This window comes from Stieleria marina (assembly GCA_007741555.1).
GTDB lineage: Bacteria > Planctomycetota > Planctomycetia > Pirellulales > Pirellulaceae > K23-9.
The window spans coordinates 4,517,146-4,538,768 of record CP036526.1; the positions used below are offsets into that span (position 1 = coordinate 4,517,146).

General features: G+C 56.2%; 1 protein-coding gene (running past one end of the window). It reads right to left on the bottom strand.

Annotated features, from left to right (window positions below; genetic code table 11):
- Positions 1–21,487: the 5' portion of a CARDB domain-containing protein gene (locus K239x_RS16180; RefSeq protein WP_145419279.1), read on the bottom strand. It extends 14,513 nt beyond the left edge of the window; 21,487 of the gene's 36,000 nt are visible here — the first part of the coding sequence; the start codon lies at positions 21,485–21,487; its stop codon lies beyond the left edge, outside the window.
- Positions 21,488–21,623 lie beyond the last annotated feature (136 nt).

The window sequence follows — 21,623 nt, forward strand, 5'->3', positions numbered from 1 at the left end:
TGCGAGCACTCGCTGCGGCGTATCGCGACGAGCCGATGATCTGAACAGGATTACTTGTGAACTCTTGTGTCTTGAACGTGTTCCCGGCAGGCAGATCCATCAGTCGTGTGACTGTGATCGCGTGACCTGCTAATGGCACTCCGTCCGGAATCGTTGCCGTCAGCACGTTTTGGTCTAGCGAAAGATTCGCAGGCAGTATTTGCACATCCTTGCCCCCGACGATCAACGGAGATCCATCGTTGTCGAATGAATCGCGTCCGCCAACCTCGATCGTGACGTAAACATCCTGGATATTCAGTCCCATCGACCCGCCCAGGAACGGATTTGCAATCAGAAGGTTTGCGGTAGTCAATTCCAGCTCGGTTCCATTGACCGTGTAGTTGATTTCTCCACTCGTTAAAATCGGGGACTGCGGCGTGAAGCTGGAACGCGTCACAGAAGGCAACACGACGGGAGCCGGTGTCCCCGCGGAGATCGATACGTCACGTGAATCTGTTTCACGTAACCCCGTCGGCGTGGATGTGAACGTTCGCATCTGATAGGAAATGCCGTACGGTAACGGCATTTCCCAGAATCCGTACGCGTCGTGTGATGCGTAGAAAGCAGCAGATCCGCCGCTGGCTCCGTTGCGGTCGCTGACTAGCGAACTAGCAACTTCGCCTAACTGTGGATCGCCACGCTGCGTCAATCGGGTGTCCAGATCTTGAATAGCTGTCATGGAAGTGCCAAGCGTCGGATTGACAGCAAACATGATTCCCGCGGCTGTGCCTCGGAATGTATTGCCCAAGATCGGACGGCGCGCGGCAACACCAATATTTGGCGGACTGGTTGTCCTAGCACGTCCGTCCTGACCAACGACCATCGAATCGACCAGCATCCAAGTTAACTCAGGCGTCGTTGCACCCTCTTCGAGTACTTCCAGTTGCGTCATTAAGTACAGCACGTCACCCGGTTGATTACCTGGCGCCGGCAACGAAACTCGCCACGCAAGTTCGTTGTCCTCTGGGATACCAGTAATCTCGATTCCACCTGCGAAATCAAATCCCGGCGGCAATTCGTATGGCAACGCCGTTTCGGGTAGCGATGCTACAGTCAGATCGGTAGCGGATGACAAAGCTCCTTCAGGAATGCCAACTTGAATGCCATCGGCCGATCCAAAGATCCCGCCGCCTTCGTCCAGCGTGACAGCGGTCTTGTCGACCAAAGCATTGACGGTGAAAGTTGAAACAAAGCTGCGTCCATCGCGAATCACGACGACTTCGGTCATTCCCTCGGCCACTGCTTGCAACAATCCAGCGTTGCCGACGGACACGATCGCAGGGTTCTCCACGAAGTAGAAGGTTGCTGCGTCATCCGCTACATCTGTAAATGACGTCGCTTCACGTCGGCGTACCAGAATCTGTCTCTCTTCGCCCGGCAACAGGGCGTAATCCGACGGATAGACATCCAGCACCTCAAAATCATTCTGCGAAACACGCACGCCAATGGCAGTCTGCAGCCCGAATGCCGATACAAAGACCGCCCCTTGTCCCTGGTTGTCGGCAATCAATGTTCCATCGTCGAAAACGGTGGCAAGCAATGGATCGGTCAGCTGATACGTGACATCGCTGGAGTCAAGCGGGATGATTGACCCGTCAGCCAACTCACCGAGAACCGAAACGAATGCTCGCCGCCCGGGACGCAGTTCGATGTCTTCGCCTTCGACAAGCAACCCAACCAAATCTGCTGCAATCGGACTGACCGTGATTGATTGCGATTCTCCGTCGATCACTCCATCGGACACCGACAGTGTCAGCGATGCAGCCTGTGAAAGAGTTTCAAAACCTACTTCGTACAAACCACCGCCAACCACTCGCAGCATCCCTCCAGTAATCTCTGGTTGAATGATGGTTAGCTGATCACCTTCTGCATCGCGAGCAAGGTCTTCGATGCTGAACGTTGTTTGGGATCCATAGCGAGCCTGATCCAGTGAAGTGGTCAAGAGAGTCGGAGCCATGTTTGCCACAAAACCAAAACTAGCGTTAAGTGCAGATTCGTCGTTAACGTCAACGACTCCATCTCGATTCGAGTCAGCCAGTGCGTTGTAGTCTGCGTCGCCTATTCTACTTCCTAGTGCGTTCGCCATAACGCTGCTGTCCAAATTGTCGATTTGGTGATCACCGTTGACATCGCCCGGAAGAAAAATGCTAGCCGTGTAGTCGCCGGTGGCATCTCCGCTGATCTGCGTCGTATAGGTTCCTGGCTGGATGATCGTGAACAACGTAGTACTTTGCTGCGCGAGCAACACGGGTGTTCCCGCCTGGAGTCCAGGAATTATTGCAGACGAGGGACGGAAGTCATCGCTGAAGACGTCAATGCCTATTGTAAGACCACCTGGGCTGCTCCGTAATTCTCCCTCCGTGACGGTAAACGAGTACTGGTCCGTTTCGCCCGCAACAATTGATCCTGCAATCGCTGCCTCGAACGCGTGACGCGTCCCGCCAACGTGTGTTTCAATCACGTAGGTTTCAGCAAGCGTCCCGTCGATGGCGTAGTTGAACAGTGTTCCAACCGTTTCACTATTGGCGATTGTGGACAGTCGATCGGCATCATCGTAGGAATAATGGCTTTTGTCACCGAACTGAGCATTGACCACAATCGTCAAATTTCCGTTATCGTCGAACCGGTATACAAAATGCTGGCCTGCTGGGCCGACCAATTCGCGGATGCGGCCATCACCGTCACGCACGATCGTCAATCGTTCTCCAGATGATGCAACGATGCCGCTGTCCGTCACTCGCAACGAAGCGCTATCGTCAGCGAGGGTGATACGCGTCAGGGTAAAGCTACCTGGCGATTTTTCGGTCAGTTCGTAACGCTGTCCGGCAGGAGACACAAGGGTGAATGCTGCTTCGCCATTCTTTGCGAACGCAGCGTTGTAAGGCAACCCACTGCCCACAATGAAATATCCTTCGCCAGCCTTGCGGAGGCTGGCGTCAAAGCTCTCCAAAGTCCAAGGAACTCCGGTGTCCGCGGTCCAAGTTGGATTGAATATTTCGATCCCGCTGGTCAGTCCAGCCGTTGGCGTGAAAGTAAACCGAACGCGATTACCGTCTGGCAACGTTACGTAAATGCCCGTACCGTCGGTCAGGGCGTCAAACACATCTACCGATCCACTTTCGGAGCCCAAAGAAAGCTGTGGATCAAGCAGTGGCCAGGACCAGGCAGTGCCGAAGTTGGAATCGGCTTCACTCGAACTAATCGATGAGTGGCGACGGGTGACGTCTAGGTCGATGCCGGCCAGCGTGAAGGTCATGTCGGTGGCAGACTCTTGGACGGATCCGGTTTTGTCGGTGGAGTTGATTTCTAAATCGAACGACTCCGTTGACGTGAGGCCACCGAAGTCGCTGGCGGTGACGACGGCTGTGTAGAATCCGTTTTCGTACTTGGATGGATCGATGACGACCACCTGTACGATGCTGGTCGTGCCTTCGCCGATCACGGTTGGCATTCCGCCGCCACGTGGGACGAGTTCGACTTTGTACTCGGCCAAGCCGTCGTCGAAGATGTCGAACATCAGCTCTTTAGTTTCCGCGACGATCGGCGGCGTGAATTCGGTGATTTCGATGCGCGGTGCAGTTCGGTCGGCTGGGTCGCGGACGAACAGTGGCTGCGTGATGGTGGTGGTGCGGCCTTCGACGTCGGTGACAATCGCGGTGACCTCGAATCGTCCGGGGGCGTCTGCGACGAAGCTACCGCGTCCAAGTTCGTCCAGCGTGATGGTTTGACCGCCGATGGACAGTGTTGCTTCGCCGATCGCTACATCGCTGTCGGCGATGGGCTCGATCATGACCGTTTGGCCGGGGGTGGCGGGGAAGCTTGGGGTTAGAACCAAACGCAGGTCTGGCGAGGCCGGATCCAGCGACGCGATCAAGGTCAGCGTGTGATTGGATTGCAGGTCGCCGTCGTCCGCAGTCAATCGCACGGTGTAGGAGCCTGCTTGGAAACTCTGGGGTGTCCATTCCAATACGTCTTCGCCTGCGACGACGTTTAGGGTTGCACCTTCGGGTAAGTCGATTGCCGAAAGCGTGACGGTATCGCCGTCCAGGTCAGCAGTAGGGATGACTAACGAGAAGGTTTCGCCGATTTGAGCATTGCGCAATTGGGGGGCATCGATCGATGGCGCTCGATTGGTGGCAATGACTTGGACTTCGACGTTGATCGAATCGGAACCACCGCTGGGGTCGGTCACGCTGAAGGGCAGTGTGTAATCGCCTGCGGAATCAAAGTCGACGTCCCAGATGACCGTTCGAGTGACGGGATCGAAATTGAATCCGTCGATGGCGGGGCCGTCGTAGCTGAAGATCAACGGTTCACCATCGGCGTCGCCGGCGTTGATTGCGAAGATCATCTGATCGCCTTCACGCGTGAACAAGCCCGGCAGTGTGTTCATCACGGGTGCTTGGTTGGTGTTGTTGACCGTAACCAACACGTCTTCACTACGTGACCCCGCGCCGTCGGACGCAGTGATTCGGATTCGATAGTCGCCAGCTTGCGTTGATGACGGAAGCCAAGTGAGCTGGCCGCTGTCGCCATCAAAGTCGGCTCCGCTTGGCAGATTGCCGATTGCAGCACCCTGGACCAGTGCAGCAGCAAAGAACACCGCGTCATTGTCGGCGTCGGTTGCCGCTGCTGTGATGGTCAGCAGTTGACCTTCGGCGACGGATTGCTGTCCAATAGGATCCAGTTCCGGTCGTGTGTTGGTTTCGCGAACCGTTAGCGTGATCGATGTCGTATCAGACAACACATCGCCGGCTCCTTCGTTGCCACTGTCGGAAACGTTGAAGGTGATTTCTGTTGACCCGATGTCGCTGGCTGTTGGCGTCCAGGTGAACGTCGATCGGCCGTAGAATGCGTCTTCGGTATAGGTCGCACCATCGGGGAGCGTGCCAGATGTGAACGTGAGCGGGTCTTGGTCGGCGTCGTCTACGTCCAACACCAGAATGAACGGTTGTCCCACCAGGGCAACGGAATCAAAGGCCGGTGCAAAGATCGGCGGCTCATTGTCACTGGTGGCTTGCAGGATGAACTGGACGGATTCGCTGAGCGGTGCTTCGCCGGTCGTTTCGTTTGCCGTCACTGTGATCAGGTAATCGTCGCGGTCGCCGGGCTGGGGTGCGACTGATAACAATCCTGTCCCATCGCCATTGTCTGTGAAGGTTGCCCACTCTGGCAACGCGGCGGCTTGGCCAAACTGAACGCCTAAATCAATCGGTGTTCCATCAGGGTCCACCGCGACGATGGGAATGTCCAGCGTCGTGCTGACGGGCACGACCTTGTTCGTGATCGCTGTGATTTCTGGACGGAAGTTTGAATCGCGGACGTTGATGACCAGCGTTACCGTGTCACTGGTCGGCGTACCGGTTCCGTCACTGTCATCCGTTGCAGTGAAATCGATCTCGTATCGCTGTGTCTCGGCCCCACCGGTTGCGTCGAACGAGGGCGACCAGCTGAAAATCTGTCGCTCAGCATCGAAGGTCGCACCATCGGGGAGTGAGTCGTGCGTGTAGACCAAGTCGGGAAGGAAGGCCTCAAAGTCAACGAAGAAATCCTCGCTGGTCGCCAGCGGGTTGGTGGGTGCGACAGGGAATTCCGGATCGTAGGCCGCCACACGGACTTGCAGAGGTTGTCCTTCAAAGATCGTGAATTCGTTGAGTGATGGGAACGCAACTGGGCCGTTGATGTTGTTGACGGTCAATGTCGTGATGGTCGGCGTAAGCGTGGTCCCATCATCGACGAAGAACTCCATATCGAAGACGCCGTGCTGATCAAATCCCGGCGTCCATTCAAACAGACCCGTATTGGGATCTAGGAAAGCACCCGGTGGTAGGTTGGGCGACAGGTAACGGAGCGTATCGCCATCTTCGTCTTCACCGAACAGTCGGAAACTGATCGCGTCACCTTCGTTGATCGTTCGATCGGCAATCGGTGCGATCGTGGGGGCAACGTTGTTGTTTGCAATCACGATCTCGAAAGAGACGCTGGTTTCAACGAAGCCATCGCTTGTAATCAGGGTGACGTTCTCGTAGACACCCGCATCGTCGCCACCGGGACGCCACCTGAGGGCTTGGCCGACGGAGTCAAATACTGCACCCGGCGGTAGGTTGTCGGCGAAGTAAAACAGATCGTCGCCGTCTGGATCAAACGCACTGACGGGGATTTCGATGAGGGTTCCTTCGACAGCGAACTGATCGCCAATGGGGGCGATGATGGGCGCTTGGTTCGCACCCGAAACGTCTACATTCCAAACTTGACGCTCGAATGCACCGCGCGCATCGTAGGCTCGCAGTTCAAACCGCGTGATCGGTGGTGAGCCTCTGCCGGGCATCCAATCGACCTCGCCCGTGTTGGGATCGACGGTCGCACCGTCGGGTGCGTCGGTCAGGACATAGGTGATTCGGTTCCCGTCGGGATCCGAGGCGGTGGCTTGGTAGGAGTACTCGGCCTGCGCGCTGGCGGCCAAAAGAGGTGCCGTTGCGAACTCGGGCAACTGGTTCGGTGGCAGGGTCGCGAGCACTCGTGGATCGAAGTTTAAGTCCAACAGATTTGGATTCGCTATGACGACGGTTTGAGGAACGGAGGAAGTTCCGGCTGCTAATACCGTTCCATCGTCCAAAACTTGGAATCCGTTGGCGTCCGCGGGTGCGCCGTCGTTACCGAAGAAGATGACCGATTCGTCCCCGAACTGGTCGAACACGATGTTGATCGGGCCGGCGATGTCAAATTCGGCGGTGTTGTTGACAGTGATATCAAACAGCAACGTTCCGTCGGCCCGGTTCACTCGAGTGGCCGCGTAGCTGACGCTAGTGCTGATCGAAACATCTTCAAAGACTCGGAACGTCGTCGCAAATCCACTGCCGCCGATCGGAATTCCTTGTTCGCTTTCGACTGAGGGCGACACGGTCAGTTCATATTCAGCGGGAGCCAACGATTCAAACAACAACTCACTCGTTCGCGATTCAGCGTCGTATCGAACAGCGCCGATCGAAACATCCTGGCCCGTGTCCTTGTTGACGATCGTGTAGTTGGCACCACGCGTCGCGCTGGCCGCGGCCAATGGATCGGTTGCTGCCAGAGCAACATCAAACACGAGCGCTGCTCGATTGTTTTCACGAATGATCGTATCGACCACTCGCGGCGCAGCGACAGTGAAGAACAGATCGACTTGGTCGCCCCCGGTGACCAAGAAACGTCCACCCGAAAGTGATTCAATTCCCTCGACCCGCCCGACACCGCCCGACGCGATGACCGTTTGGCGAAGCGAGAGAGGATCGACCACTGAAATACTGGCTTCGTTTTGATGACCAACCAGCAGCGCTCCTTCTAGCAACGAATCATCTGAACCGAATGCCAAGGATTCAGCGCCGCCGTCGATTTCGGCGATCACTTCGGCTCGGCCGCGGAAATCAAACCGTAGGACTTCGCCACCTGACGGCCATGCGGTTCCGTACAGCGTCCCGTCGTCTGCGACGGCCATCGCGTCGACTCGGATTTTGCTAAACGCAGTGAGTTTACGCGTCGCGGTGTCCAGTCGGCTGATACCGCCGGTGGTGGAAACATAGATCGCGTTTTCACCGGGAATGGCAGCCAACCCGAGTGCAATGCCGGCACCAATCACGTCCAGGACGGCGCCGGTGGCTGGATCGATCTGCAGCAGTCCTTCGCCACCGGTCGATGCCCATAGCTGACCGGCGGCATCGAAAACGAGTTCGTAGATTGGGGCAGTGCCGGCGGCTAGCGCTGTCGGCTCAGTGGTGTTTTCGGCGATGCGATAGAGTTCGTTGCGTCCAGCGCCGCCTGAGACATAGACACGTCCATCGGGGCCGACGGCCATCGCAAGCGCACCGATGTCTGCACCGGAGAGTCCGGGAATGGTCGCAAAGCGTTCGGCTGCGTAGGGTCGGATGACGCGTGCGAACTGGCTGGGCTGAGTCGCGCTGGTGCTTGATGGAATGCCCAATGCCGATTCGTCGAAGAGTCGATCCGCGACGGTCGTTGGTTGTGATTCTGCTGCGGCAAGCTCAGGTTCGACGACTACCGTGACCGCCGGAGTACCACCGAGATTGATTTCGGGAACCAAGCGAGGAACGCGAATTCCTTCGGCGACCGGTTCAACGTTACCGGCTGCGTCAATCGATCGGACCAGGAACGTGGGGTCCTCGCCTGCGGATGCGGAGTAGATGTAGGACGTATCGCCGGTTCGGTACAAGACGCTGCGAAATCGGCTTCCTCCGTCCCGGGATACCAACAATGAATGAGTCACAACACCGCTCCCGTCGGCGTCATCGGTCGCCGACCAATCGATCTCGAAGCGATCGCCGCCGATCGGCGTCACTGTGAACGTGCTGGTGGGTGCCGTCGCGTCTAACGTCGCTGTGATGGTTTCGGAATCGACTGGAGCAGAACCGTCGATGATCACTCGCGCCGTTAGAGTGATCTCGTCGCCGGTTTGCGGATCGTCGGTTTGACCGGCGGCATTGGTGTCGTTGACGCTGATGAAGAAGCCGACGTCGACTGATTCGCCAGGTTGCAGCAGCCCGATTGCCGAATCGACTGGTGGCAAGCCGTCGCGAGGATCGATGGCTCGAAGCAGATACGAAGCAACACGAGTGTTCGCATCGACACCTGCGGTGATTTGTAGCTGGTATCCTTCTTCTTCGTTGAGATCGAATTCGCCAACGAAGTTGGGGCGACCCGGGGGCAGCGAAATGCTTCGCCCACCTAGCGTGATGTTTGAAAGTTGGAAACTGCGTTCGTCCAGCGTGTCATCAAGCGGCACGACTATGCGGATTTCACGGGCGGCTTCGGACGACTCGTTGTCGTAGGTTGCTGAAACTCGATAGGGAAGCGGAGTTTCAAACGGAACGAAGTTTTCATCGCCAACACCGGTCGGCCCCGTGATGTCAACGGTATCGCCTGCATTGGCACCCAAGTTGTCCAAGTTAAAGACGATCTCATCCGCGATCTCGCCAAACTCTTCTTCCTCCACACCCGCTCGCAACTCGAACGCGACGAATGAGGTTGGATTGGGGAGGCCGAGATCATAATCGGCAAACTCAGGTACTTCTCCACCGCTGGTGACGTCTTCGGTGTGGCCAAAGTAACCGCGGAAGCGCTCGATTAGATCCGTCAGTGCCGTCTCCGCGGTCGCCAGATTTACGCCGGCGTCGGCGACGATTCCTGATCCCGCATCGCCGCCTAGCAATCCACCCAACGCACTAAAGAACAAATTGACGTTATCGGAGGTTGGCGTCGCCGTTGGTGGCACGTCTTCGGCTCGCAACAGGCCGACATCCGCCAGCGCTTGCAAGAACAGGTCTGCAAACGCTTCGTTATCGCCTGCGATCGAAACCAATGACGAAGGTGCATCGTCATCGTCGAGGATTGCATCACGTAACCGAGCGGCTTCGCCGCGTTGATAGTCGAGATACTGGCTACTTGTTAACGGGGTCGCGGACGCAGTGACGTAGAAATCAAACGATAGAGCTGCCTTATCCTCATCTGAAAGTTCCTTCAAGAAATTCGGGTTCGTTTCCAGTAGTTCACGTATACCGGGATAGATCGTCACCAAACTGCCAGTCTCGGTCACTCCGGACGCTGGCAAGTCAAATGCCACCGCTCGGGCAGTGAGAACGCCATCCAAGTTCAACTCAGGAACGATGCTGGATGTATCAAACGTTGAAACTGAATCAAACAGCGGAGAGATGGTTCCTTCGTCACCGCGCAGGCCTGAAATGAACTCAATCGCCGGGCCGGGAATCAAGCTAGGAAGTTTGTTCTTGATGTTGGGAAACGCGTATTCGATGATCGAATATGGCGTGTCGACATTAGCTAGGTTTTGAGTAGCAAAGCCGTAGGCACCAGATTCACCAAGTCCGATCACGCTTGGACCGCCGACACCGACGTTGATTTCCAACGGATCAGCGGATTCGATTTGGAACCGGTACGGATCAATGGCGACTCGGCCATCGGGATGCAGCACCTGAACGTCATAGAGCCCGTGCGGGGCATCGCGCAAATCGAAGACCGCGATGATCTTGGTTGCATCGACGCGATTGACCGAGACGGGCGCGAACTCGGCAAAGGTTGGACGGACTAGCCGTACGGCTGCTTGCTCGGGGAATTCAGCACCGCTGATCGTCACGGTCACATAGCGATCATCTCCGCCCGAATCGGGTGTGACGCCTGTAATGCCAAAGGAAATTCGTGTCGCATTGAGCTCGACGGGATACTCGACTCGGGTATTTGGATCGTAGACTCCATCTTCTAAGTCAATTCGTACGCCGGCGCGAGCCAAGATGAAGTAGCGACCGCCCAGCGTTTCAGGAATGACAAGCGACTGATCGGGTTTGAGATATCCCTGGTAGGCTGCATCAAAATCGAACGGACGCGGCAGCGCTTCGTGTTTTGCGTACAGTTCGTGTGAGCCAACATCGGCGACACTATCCAGATCAACGCGAATCGTTTGGCCGGGCGATGTGTCGAGTTGGAACAGTCGCGAAACCCCAGAAGCGAGTTGATCCGCCAGTGGGATGTCCAACCGCAACAGCGGCACCGTGACATTGATCGCATCGGCCGAGGGCAGATCGTTGTTGCGATTGTTTTCGCCCTCGAACACGTCATCAAAGATATCAGTGCGAACGATCAGTCGGTAATCGCCGGGCAGCGTTGCGGGAATCTCAAAATCGAGTGATGCGGTATACGTATCGCCGGGATTCAGCGTGCGAATGTCTAACGGATCAACACGACCAACCAGCAAATCGCCAACATCCCAGACGTTGTCTGCCGACAAATACACTGCGTCTGCGATTCGGGCTCGGGCTCGTTCGTCACCCGTGTTCTGAACCGTCCATCCCACCGAGACGACGTCGCCGACTTGGCCCGATGATGGTGCCGCGACGTCGATGACTTGCAGGTCCGACGGTGGCGGCACAACGATCAGCATCGGAGTTTCGCTGACGATGATGTTGTTGGTTTCGTCGGCTTCCAGCACTTCACCATCGGGACGTGACGCCCTGGGAACGTCAGTCGCGACGATCACGTAATAGTCACCGACCAAGCCGCGCGGCACACGGATAGTGTTCGTGATCGAGCCCGTTTCGCTGGGTGCTAACGGGTCGACGCGACTAATTTGCTGGACATAGTGATCGCTGGACACATCCAGGAATCGGTCGCGAGATAGGTAGACTCGGTCGAAATACGGAGTCTGCCGGTCGGGAACCTGCCCACCATCGTTGCTGTAGACATAGGTGTAAGTGAAATCGCTGCCAACTTCCACGGTCGCGTCGTGCGAAAGCGTGTCGATGACCAAATCTGGCGATGGGACACGCGTGACGGCCAGCGGAAACAATGCTTGGTTGTTTCCTTCGCCATCAAACTCCAACACCTCGTCCTTGGTCTGTCGCGATCGCGTGGGGCCTTCGGCTTCAGGATAGGGGAGAGGTCGACCGTATCCTCCCTTAGCGAATGTTGAATCGGTGAAGGCAATCAGATTGAAATCGCCGCCGATGTTGTCTGGGATGCGGACCTGAAATTCGACGTCGTAACTTTCGCCGATTCCGAGCACTTCATTGTGCTTGAGAAAACCTAATTGGATGTCGTAGGCGTCCGTTGACGTATCCGTGGACAAGAACACTCGATCTGTCCAGCTATCAACACGAGTCTGCCTGGTACCTGAGTTCGCAACTGTGAAGGTAACGTCCAACACGCTACCGCTATCGGGATCGACCGGGACGGCGGCAAGATTGCTGATCGTCAGATCAGGTTCGGCGTACTCGATTTCGATAGGGTTGCTGACTCTGAAATTGTTGTCCTTGTTCCCGTCTTCCCACGGTTTGTCCTCCAGAGCCTCGATCCAGTCCGGCCACGCGCTGGGGTTCCATCGGTTCAACACTGGGTTACCGCGACTGATCCCGATGTTGGTGAAGACATGTGCGTACCAAGTGCCGCTGCTACCCGGTGGCGAGGACACGACGAGGCTATCGGTGTAGGTTTCGTCGGGGCCAAGCGGTTCGTCAAAGACGTGGACTTTGGATCCAACATAGACGTCGCGGCTGGCGTCATAGACTTCGTCTTTGGACAGAAAGACGTATTGGCGGACTGAATCAGTATCAGCGGCGGTCGCGTAGTCGCCTTCATTGCGAACGGTCCAGCGAACGGTGATGGGTTCGCCGGATTTGCTGGTCGGCGTCGCGGTAACTTCTTCCATTACCAGATCGGTCAGCGCGTCTACGACGGGCAGATCCGCTGAGCCGACGTTGTTGTCGGTGAAGGGGCCTTCGTAGACCAACTCCAGAGTATTCGTCGGGCCGGCAAGGATCGCACGAAGTTCCGATTGTGAGAACTTTTGCAGGTCACTGATTTTGATTTCGCCGAGCGGTTTGCCCGTCGCTGCTTCGACGCGTTGCAAGACTGCTTTGACTTCATCTAAGAACTTGTCTTCTTCGGTGAGCGCGATTCTTGGATCAACGTTGGTGCGAACCAGAACGTGTTGGCCTTGGGCCGTCGGTGGCAGAGTGAACTCGGCGTCTTGAGTGTACGACTGACCGGGTTGCAGACGACCGGAATGCGGTAGGGCAAAGACGAGTTGATCGCCGGTGTCCCAGACGTCGTCTTCGGAAACGTAAATTGCGTCGGCCCAATTCTCACGATCCGTTGCGGCCGTTCCAATGTTGTCAACTGTCCAAGTCAGCGACAGTTTTTCGCCGCCAACGATTTGCAGAGCGTTCCCATCGTCGTCGGTCGGCACCGTGACCGTTGAAACTCGAAGGTCGGCCGGTGGCGTCAATAGAATATTGATTGGCGTGCTGCCGTAGTTGCTGCCGTCGATGTCGTTAGGTGCGTCGGGATTCACATTCGATGCGAACGCGTTTTCGTAAACGCCTCCGTAACCGTCAGCGTAGACAGTCAAGAAGTACTGACCGGTCAAACCCGTCGGGACATTCACGGTCGTCTCAGCTTCATAGCTATCACCGATCTCAAGCACTCCGCTGTGCCGGAATGTTCCAACTAGTCGGTCACCACGACCAGGTTTAGGACCGTCTTTGCCGAGCGTCAACCAAATCTGATCGGTCCAAGACCCCGGGTCGGTTGGGCCAGCACCCAAGTTTGACACGGCGTACCTGACCGTGAACGAGGAATCATCAAACGCATCGCCGGGGCCTTGGATGGATGTGACGACCAAGTCGGGCGGTGGCACGGGGTTAGCATCAATCGCCACGGCTTTCGCATCACGATTGTTGTTTTCACTTGGGAACTCATCGACTTGGCTGCGTGCGTCGGTCTCCACCAGAACGAACCAGTTTCCTGATATCGCACGCGGGATTAGGAAACTTGCCGTGGTCGAGTATTCCGTGGAAAGTCCATTGGGCGATCCGGGGAACCCGAGCGCCGAACCGTTGTCCAATTCACCTAGCAAAAGTGCGCCGGACGTACTGCTGGACGAAGACGAAAGCCAAACACGATCTTTCCATCGGCTACCGGCCGACGGAGTGTCGGCGGTGCCAAGGTTTCGGACTCGGAATTCAACATCCAAAATCGTGCCCGCCGTGATCGCGGCTGGATAATCGCTTTGGACCGTGACCTGCAAGTCGGGTCGCGGCTTCAGATTGATTTGAAACGGCTCTGAAAAACCGGTATTGAGTAGATTGTCGGTTTCAAAGATCACGTCGTCGGTGTCGGTTTCGACAAAGAATCGAAACTGACCGGTCGTTCGCGGAAGCAGCACGATTTCGGTGCGCGTGATCGAGATGCCCGATTCCAACGGATCGTCAACCGTGTAATTGCCAAACTGGTAGGTTTCGTCACCGCCGGTCGATTGCAAGAACAGCTTGTCTCGCCATCCGGTTTCGGTCGTTTCGCCCTGGTTCTCGATCGTCCAGGTGACTTCGACCTGCGAACCGTCAGCAAACTCAACCGCATCGCCGATCGAAACATCTGTCACGACCAGATCTGCGTTGGGAGGCGGGACCAAGAACACGTCAATCGCTTCGCTGCGAGCTTGATTACCACCGCCACCGACGGGGTCGTCTTCAAGGGAAACGTTCGAGTCGAAAACGAACTCGTTCGGTCCACCGGTGCGGACGAATACGTAGTGCTCGCCATCGGTGGTTCGAGGCAGCACGAAGTTTTCGGTTCGAGTGTACGAATCACCCAAGGCCAACGCGCCGCCACGCGTGCTGCTGCCGATCAGCCTCAATCCCGTCGCGCCGGTCGGATCTGGCGATATGTAAACGAAATCGGTCCAAGAATCGCGGTCTGTCGTTGCGATCCCACGATCCGCGTTGTTTCGCACAGTCCAGGTCACTTCCAACGACTGGCCTGAAACCGGATCGCCAGCCGTGCTGACTGAGTCAAGGATCAAGTCGCTGAAGGGCGTGCGAGAAACATCGACAAAGTGGTCCGGCGAACCGACGTTCGACGCGCCATCAGCCAATTCAAACACTTCATCGGTCGCATCGGTTTGCACGAACAGCGTAAATCGACCTTCGGTCCGATTGGCAAGCTGGATGATCTCAGTTCGCGAATATTCAGCGTCGACCGGGACCAATCCAGAATGCGTGTACTCGCCTAAAACAATGTCGTCGGCATCGCCCAGAATGTCGTCGGTGGACAGAACAACGCGATCTGTCCAAGTACTGACGCGGCCTGGTCCAGCGCCGGCGTTCCTGACCGACCAGGACACCGTCAAGTCAACCGGGTCGCCGACGATCAGTTCCGGTGCGACAACTTGCGTGACCGTTAGGTCGGCATAGGGGAACAGTGAGATCTCGACGGCTTCGCTTGCCGCCATCGCTGTTTCCTCGCCGTCACCTTCATTCACGTTGTTGTTGGAGTCAGTGGCAACGATGAAGTGGTAGGGTCCAGAGACAGCATCAGGAAGTTGGACCGAAAGAGACCTCGCCAGCGCGCCGTCGACGGCCAAGTCCGCCGTGTTTGGAAGTTCGCCCAACAAAACGTCGTCATCGGACAGTTCCGTATCGGTGGAAAGGTAAACGGCGTCGGTCCAGTCATTGATTGCTACCTCGTCGCCATCGTTGGCAATGTCCCAAGTCACCGTCACGGATTCACCGCTAACCGGGCTTTCGCCAGCGCCGATCGTAACATTGCTGGCGATCAGGTCGGGCAGCGGAGCGACGCTCACGTTCATCGTGCCATTTGATGAAGTCGTATTGTTGTCCTCTGCCGATGGCTCATCGACCACATTGGTCGCATCGGTGCGCACGATGATGTAGTAGTTACCTGCAGCGACTGATGCGGGAATCACCAACGACTCCGTCATTGTGTAAGAAGCATTCGACGCCAGCGAACCATTGTGCATGACGCTGCCCAAAAGCACGTCGCTGCCAAAGTCGGGGTCGCTGGACAGGTAAACTCGATCCACCCACGTGGTCGCAATCGTGGTCGCGGTCCCGTCATTGCGAACTCGCCACGTCACGTCAATCGAATCGCCAATGAATCCATTCTCGGGAAGCGAGATCGCATCGACGATCAGGTCGGCTGGCGGATCGGCGACCGCGATTTCGATGGGCTGGCTAAAGGTATTGTTGGCATCGCTGACTTCAAAGACTTGGTTTGATGAATCAGTGCGAACCAAGATGAAGTAGTCGCCCTGAATGCCAAACGGGATCTCAACATCGACGGTGCCCGTGTAGGTATCCCCGTCGACCAAATCAGCGTCGCGCACCAGCGTCTGCAATTGAATGTCACCGGCGTTCCCGTACACATCGTCCTCAGACAAAACGATTCGATCAGTCCACGGATTCACGGCCGCCGTGTCACCGATGTTCTGCACATCCCAAGTTAAAGAGATGACATCGCCATTCTGTGCAGCATTTGGGACGGAAAACAATTCTAAGGACAAGTCCGGCGCATCGAAGACGACTGTCGCAGTGAAGGTGTCTTCATCGGCTTCGCCAAACACTTCGTCGCCATCTTGGTTCATCGCGTTACCCGACGGATCAAAAATATCGGGACCGATGATCAGCGAGTAATCACCGAGGGTGGATTGTGTCGCAAAGGAAATACGAACCTTGTTCATGTCCATGCCAACGACTTGGCTGACCGGAACAACGCCATTGGGTCCGACCATCGATACGTCTTGCGGCGTGAAAGTCGCCAGGTCGATGTCCTCGTTGAAGACGACGTCTATAAACGTGTAAGGCCGCGAAACAAAGTCGGGCGTGTACGACAGCATTCTTGGTCCACCGGAATCGATGGCAAAAGAAGTGTTGAACACGTCTTCGCTTGCTTCGCCCCCAACACCATCTTGGTCCTGGTCCATCGCGGTTCCCGACGTGTCCGTCAAATCGGGGCCAATTGCGATTTGATATTCACCAGCAACGTTGATTGGATCAAACGAAATCGTATACGTCAGGTTTTCATCAAAAATGATGCCCGTGATCGGGACACTGCCATCGGGGCCAGTCAGCACCACTTCGGCGGCGGTAAACGTCGACAGATCGATCAGTTCGCTGAAGGTGATATCAACCGAGGACAAGGGCGCGGGCTGAGTTCCCGTTGGCGAGAAATCAGTGACTGATGGGCCAGCTTCGGAGATGCTAATCGACGACAAGTATCGATCGTCGAGCTCGCCAGGGATCGCATCGCCGTCGCTGTCCATCAGCGTTCCGCCGACGTCACTGATACCAGGTCCAACAATGATGTCGTAGCGCCCATCGGCGGTGCTCCGCGTCAAATTAATACGATAGGTCGTGTCGTTGATTTTTTCGATGCCCGTCGCTTCCACCGGTCCGGTTGGTCCGCTAACGCGAACATCGCCCGTGGAGAAACTTCCTTGGTCAATCGGGACGTTGAACGTGACTTCAAACGATTCCAATGCGCCGACTTGAGTATCAACAGGTGACTGAGAAACGATTCGCAGCGGTTGCCGGTCGACGGTGATCGTGCTGACGTACGCATCGGCCGGCTCACCGCCAGTACCATTGTTACTCTGGTCATGCAAGTTTCCAGAAACGTCGCGCGCGGTGGGTTGGACTACCAGTTCGTATTCGCCGTCAATTGGCTGCGGCGGAAAGAACAGTCGAAAGGTCGTGTTGGTGTCATCGACTGCTTCCACACCCAGGGTGCGAATAGGGTTAGTAGGCAGCACCGGATTGGTTTGTAATTGCAAGCCATCGCTGGCACCAACTAACTTGAACGCGTCGACATCAAAGTCGGTGAACTCACCTTCGGCCGCCGAGAGTTCAAAACCGGACGCGCCCGTCAATTCAAACATCACGAATCGCAGCGGATAGTCGCCCGCAGCAGCGAAATCAAACGTCACCAAATCGGTCGCGAATCGTCGGCCCGTGGTTTGATCGGTTTGGAAATCGCCAATGGTTAGTCCGTAGCCGTCATCGGACCCGATCGCAAACGTCCACAGGCCTGCGGTCGGGATCGTCACCGTTGCGGTTGCTTCCATCGCCAAGTAGTGGTCGTTGGCAGCAGTCTCTAGCGGGTTCAACCGATCGTCCGCGAAATGCTGTCCTTCGGGACCGTAATTGATCACGGCAACATTTTCAGTCGCAACTCTTCCTGGAAGATTCGGGTTGGCCAATAACGCTTCGGCACCTGCCAGTCCCGAGAACGTTCCTAATGAATCAATGCCGCGAACACTGAAACCGCTGATCACGGCATCCGGATCGTAGGCGTCGCGGGCGGCGACACCTGCTTCATCAAACAAATCAACGTCGCTTGCGGTCAACGTGGACGGATCAATCGGTTCATCGAACGTGACCGTGACGCTACTGAGCACCGATGATGTCGTGCCGCTGGGTGTCTGAGAGATAATTCGCGGCCCGGTCTTGTCCACAACGATCGAACCTTCAAAGACATCATCAACCGGTTCGCCGGAGGTCCCGTCTAGGTCTTGATCCATCGCGAGTCCCGAAGAACCAAGGATCTGAGGTCCGACTGATAGCGTGTAGTTTCCGGGATTCGTCAGTTCGGCGGTGAGAGTGACTTCGATTGTTCGGTCGCTGGTAACAACGACTGATTCAATGCCCACGGTTGCCGGTCCGCTGAATGAAAAGTCGGAGATGTTGACCGAGTCAGCAACGATGGGCGAATCAAACGTCACCAGCAAACGATCGATCGGTGAAATGAGATCGATCGAACCGCTGTCGCGAAGCGATACGATTTCGGCGTCACTGACACTACGTTCGACAATCGAAATTTCATCGATCAAACCGGTGATTGGACTCGCACCGATGAAAGAGTTGCCGCCAATGCTGGTGCCCAATGGAGTGGGCGCGTATGGATTTGCGAAGTCTTCGGTGGCCTGTTGAACGCCATTGATGAACAGAAAAATCTCTGAACCGCGTACGGTGGCGGCGACGTGAGTCCAAGTGTCAACCGTGGCCGCGACGCCGCTGTCCAGAATGCCACCGAACGATGCGGCAGCGTAGTTGCCATCGTTAATCAAAATCCCCCAATCGGTGCCGGCGTTCGTGATCCCGGCGATGCTAATACGTCCGGTATCGGGCACTTCCGCGGGATTGACCCAAGCCGCAACCGTCCAATCGCTCTCGGGTGCCCATGCACCCAGGTTGACCCGTTTACTTCCGTCAAATTGGAAAGCGTTTCCACCCAGCCGACCGGCGCCGTAGGTGGGTGTTGCGGTAAAGAAACCGTTGCGAGTCCCCGACTGGTCCAACGCATCTCCATCAGCCTCGTAGCGATGATGCAGCGGCGTCGGAATCGGCGTCAATCGTTCGACAGCGGTGACGCGCGGGCCAAGCGGACGTGGTGGAATCGACAAGAACGAACCGTAATCGACATAGTCGCTGACGGAAACGCCCAGCGGATTGTCGTTGACGACTCCATCGGCGCCCGATGGATCATGTGGGCCGCCAGGATGTCCCCAGAAATTTCCGGTGAAGTCTGCGCCGGCAAATTCAGTGTCGTTGTGCTGAACCGCGACATCACTCTGGCCAACGAAACTGCTTCCTGACACAGTCGCTGATCCATTGCCAAGAACAAAGACGCCACGGTTTCCGCCGAGGAAATCCGAATCAGTGATGGTGACGCTGCTATTGCTGACGCTAACAGCATCGGTACCGTTGCCACTGAAAACGACTCGGCTGAGCGTGGGATTGCCACTGTTAAGCTCGATGCCTTCGGCCCTACCCGACGCAATTCGAACATCGGAGAACGTCGTGCTTCGCTCTTCGATCCCTCCGGAAGCCTCATTGATGATGAATTGCCCTTCGTTACCTGAACCGGCGTATCGAACATCGACATGCTGGAAATTCGAATTGCCGTCGTACACATAGATCGTCCGCCAATCGCCAGGGCTGGGGGCCGTGGCGTTGCCGTCAGCGTTGGAATCGCCACCGGCGGTATCGTCCCGATCTGATGTGATGACGATCGGATCCTCAGCGGTCCCCTCGGCAAGTATCGGCCCTGTGTTGGCCCACAAGTTGTCGCCGCCTAATAGTTTGACCACGCTGCCCGGTGTGATTGTTAGCGTTCCTGGTTCGTTGACGACTGTGGTCCCGATGTGGATCGGCAGGCCATCAAAATCCCAAACTCGATCGGACGTGATCGTACCGCCCGCCAGATCAACTCGGTCGCCGCCAGCGTTGCCGCGTGCGGTCACCCCATCGTAGATAGGCTGCGATGCAAACCGTTGCTCAATAGCAACACCACCGTTATCAGTGATGACCACGTTCTGAAAAATTGGATTGCCGCTAATCGCATCGATGCCGTCTGACCGTCCATCAGTGATTTGGACATTGGTGAACGTTGCACTTTGCTCTTCCAGCCCGCCGGACGCCTCATTGATGACGAACTGTCCCTCACTGCTCCTACCAGCGTATCGAACATCAACGTGCTCAAATTTTGACTCGCCGTCGTAAACATAGATCGTACGCCAATCGCCGGGACTGGACGACGTGGCATCCGCATCGGCATTGGAGTCTCCACCGACGGTATCGTCCAAATCTGACGTAATCACGATTGGATTCTCAGCGGTGCCTTCGGCCGAAATTGCGCCCGTGTTGGCCCACAAGTATTCACCGCCAAACAGCTTGACCACGCTGCCCGGCGTGATGGTCAGCTTTGCTGGGTCGTTCACGACCGTCGTTCCGATGTGAATCGGTAGACCGCCAAAGTCCCAGACACGATCGGACGTAATTGTACCGCCGGCCAGGTCAACTCGGTCACCGCCTGAGTTGCCGCGCGCGGTCACACCGTCGTAGATAGGCTGGGATGCAAAGCGTTGTTCAATTGCAACACCTACGTTGTCGGTGATGACAACGTTCTGGAAAACTGGATTGCCGGAAATCGCATCGATACCGTCTGACCCGCCTTCGGAAATACGAACATTGGTAAACGTTGCACTTCGCTCTTCAAGTCCGCCGTTTGCTTCATTGATGAAAAGCTGTCCCTCGCTGCTTCTACCAGCGTATCGAATATCGACATTCTCAAAATTTGTCTCGCCATCGTAAACATAGATCGTCCGCCAATCGCCTGGGCTCGGTGTCGTGGCGTCGCCATCGGCGTTGGAGTCTCCACCGACGGTGTCGTCCAACTCCGACGTAATCACGATTGGGTTGTCAGCGGTACCTTCCGCCAGGATCTCGCCTGTATTGGCCCACAGGTAATCGCCACCGAGCAGTTTGACCACACTGCCCGCCGTGATCGTTAGACTTCCAGGATCATTGACGGTGGTTGTTCCGATGTGAATCGGCAGGCCGTCAAAATCCCAGACGCGGTCAGTCGTAATCGTGCCACCAGCAAGCGCAACATGATCGCCACCGGCATTGCCACGAGCCGTGACCGAATCATAAGTTGGCGTGGAAGCAAAACGGTGATCAATCGCGCGGCCCGAGTTGTCAATGATGTTGATGCGGGTCAGTTCGGGACTCCCGTCAAGCAAATCGATTCCATCACTATCGTTCTGGGAAACCACAACGTCGCGAAAGATCGAATTGACTCCTTCGGTTGGATTCTGATTTTGACTGACATATAGGGCAGCTTCGCCACTACTCCCACCAAATCGCACCTCGGCGTGTTGGACATTCCAGTCCCCGCTGTAAACAAACAAAGCACGCCAATCGCCTTGCGAACCCTCCGTTGCCTCGGCGGTCAAGTCCTCGCCGACCGAATCATCGTTGACGCTTGTAAAGATGATTGGGTCGCTTGCAGTACCGATGGCGTCGATGCTGCCCAGACCGGTGAGAAATGTGCTGCCGCGAAACTTAATAGCCGTGCCCGGATCGATCGTCAGGTTCACACCATCGGGAACCGTCACACTGCTGGTCACTTCAATCGTGCCAGACCAAACATCGTCGTCAGAGATCGTGCCAGCGACCTCACGTGCAAGAAGTTGTCTCGCTTCCAGGCGTTCAGCAAAGACGCGGCGACTCTGCTGCCGCTTCTTCTTTTTCTGGCTCTTGGTTGTCGACTGACTACGAAACCAATTCCAATTCTTTCTGCGTACCATCACAAGCTCGTGGGCAATATCTAGGGCTATCTTTTTCAGTCCCCCTGGCAGCCACGTATTTCATGCGTCAACGCGTCGAGGATTCCGATCAAAATTCAAACGCCAGACTAATGTAATCCACTAGTGGGGTGCACTT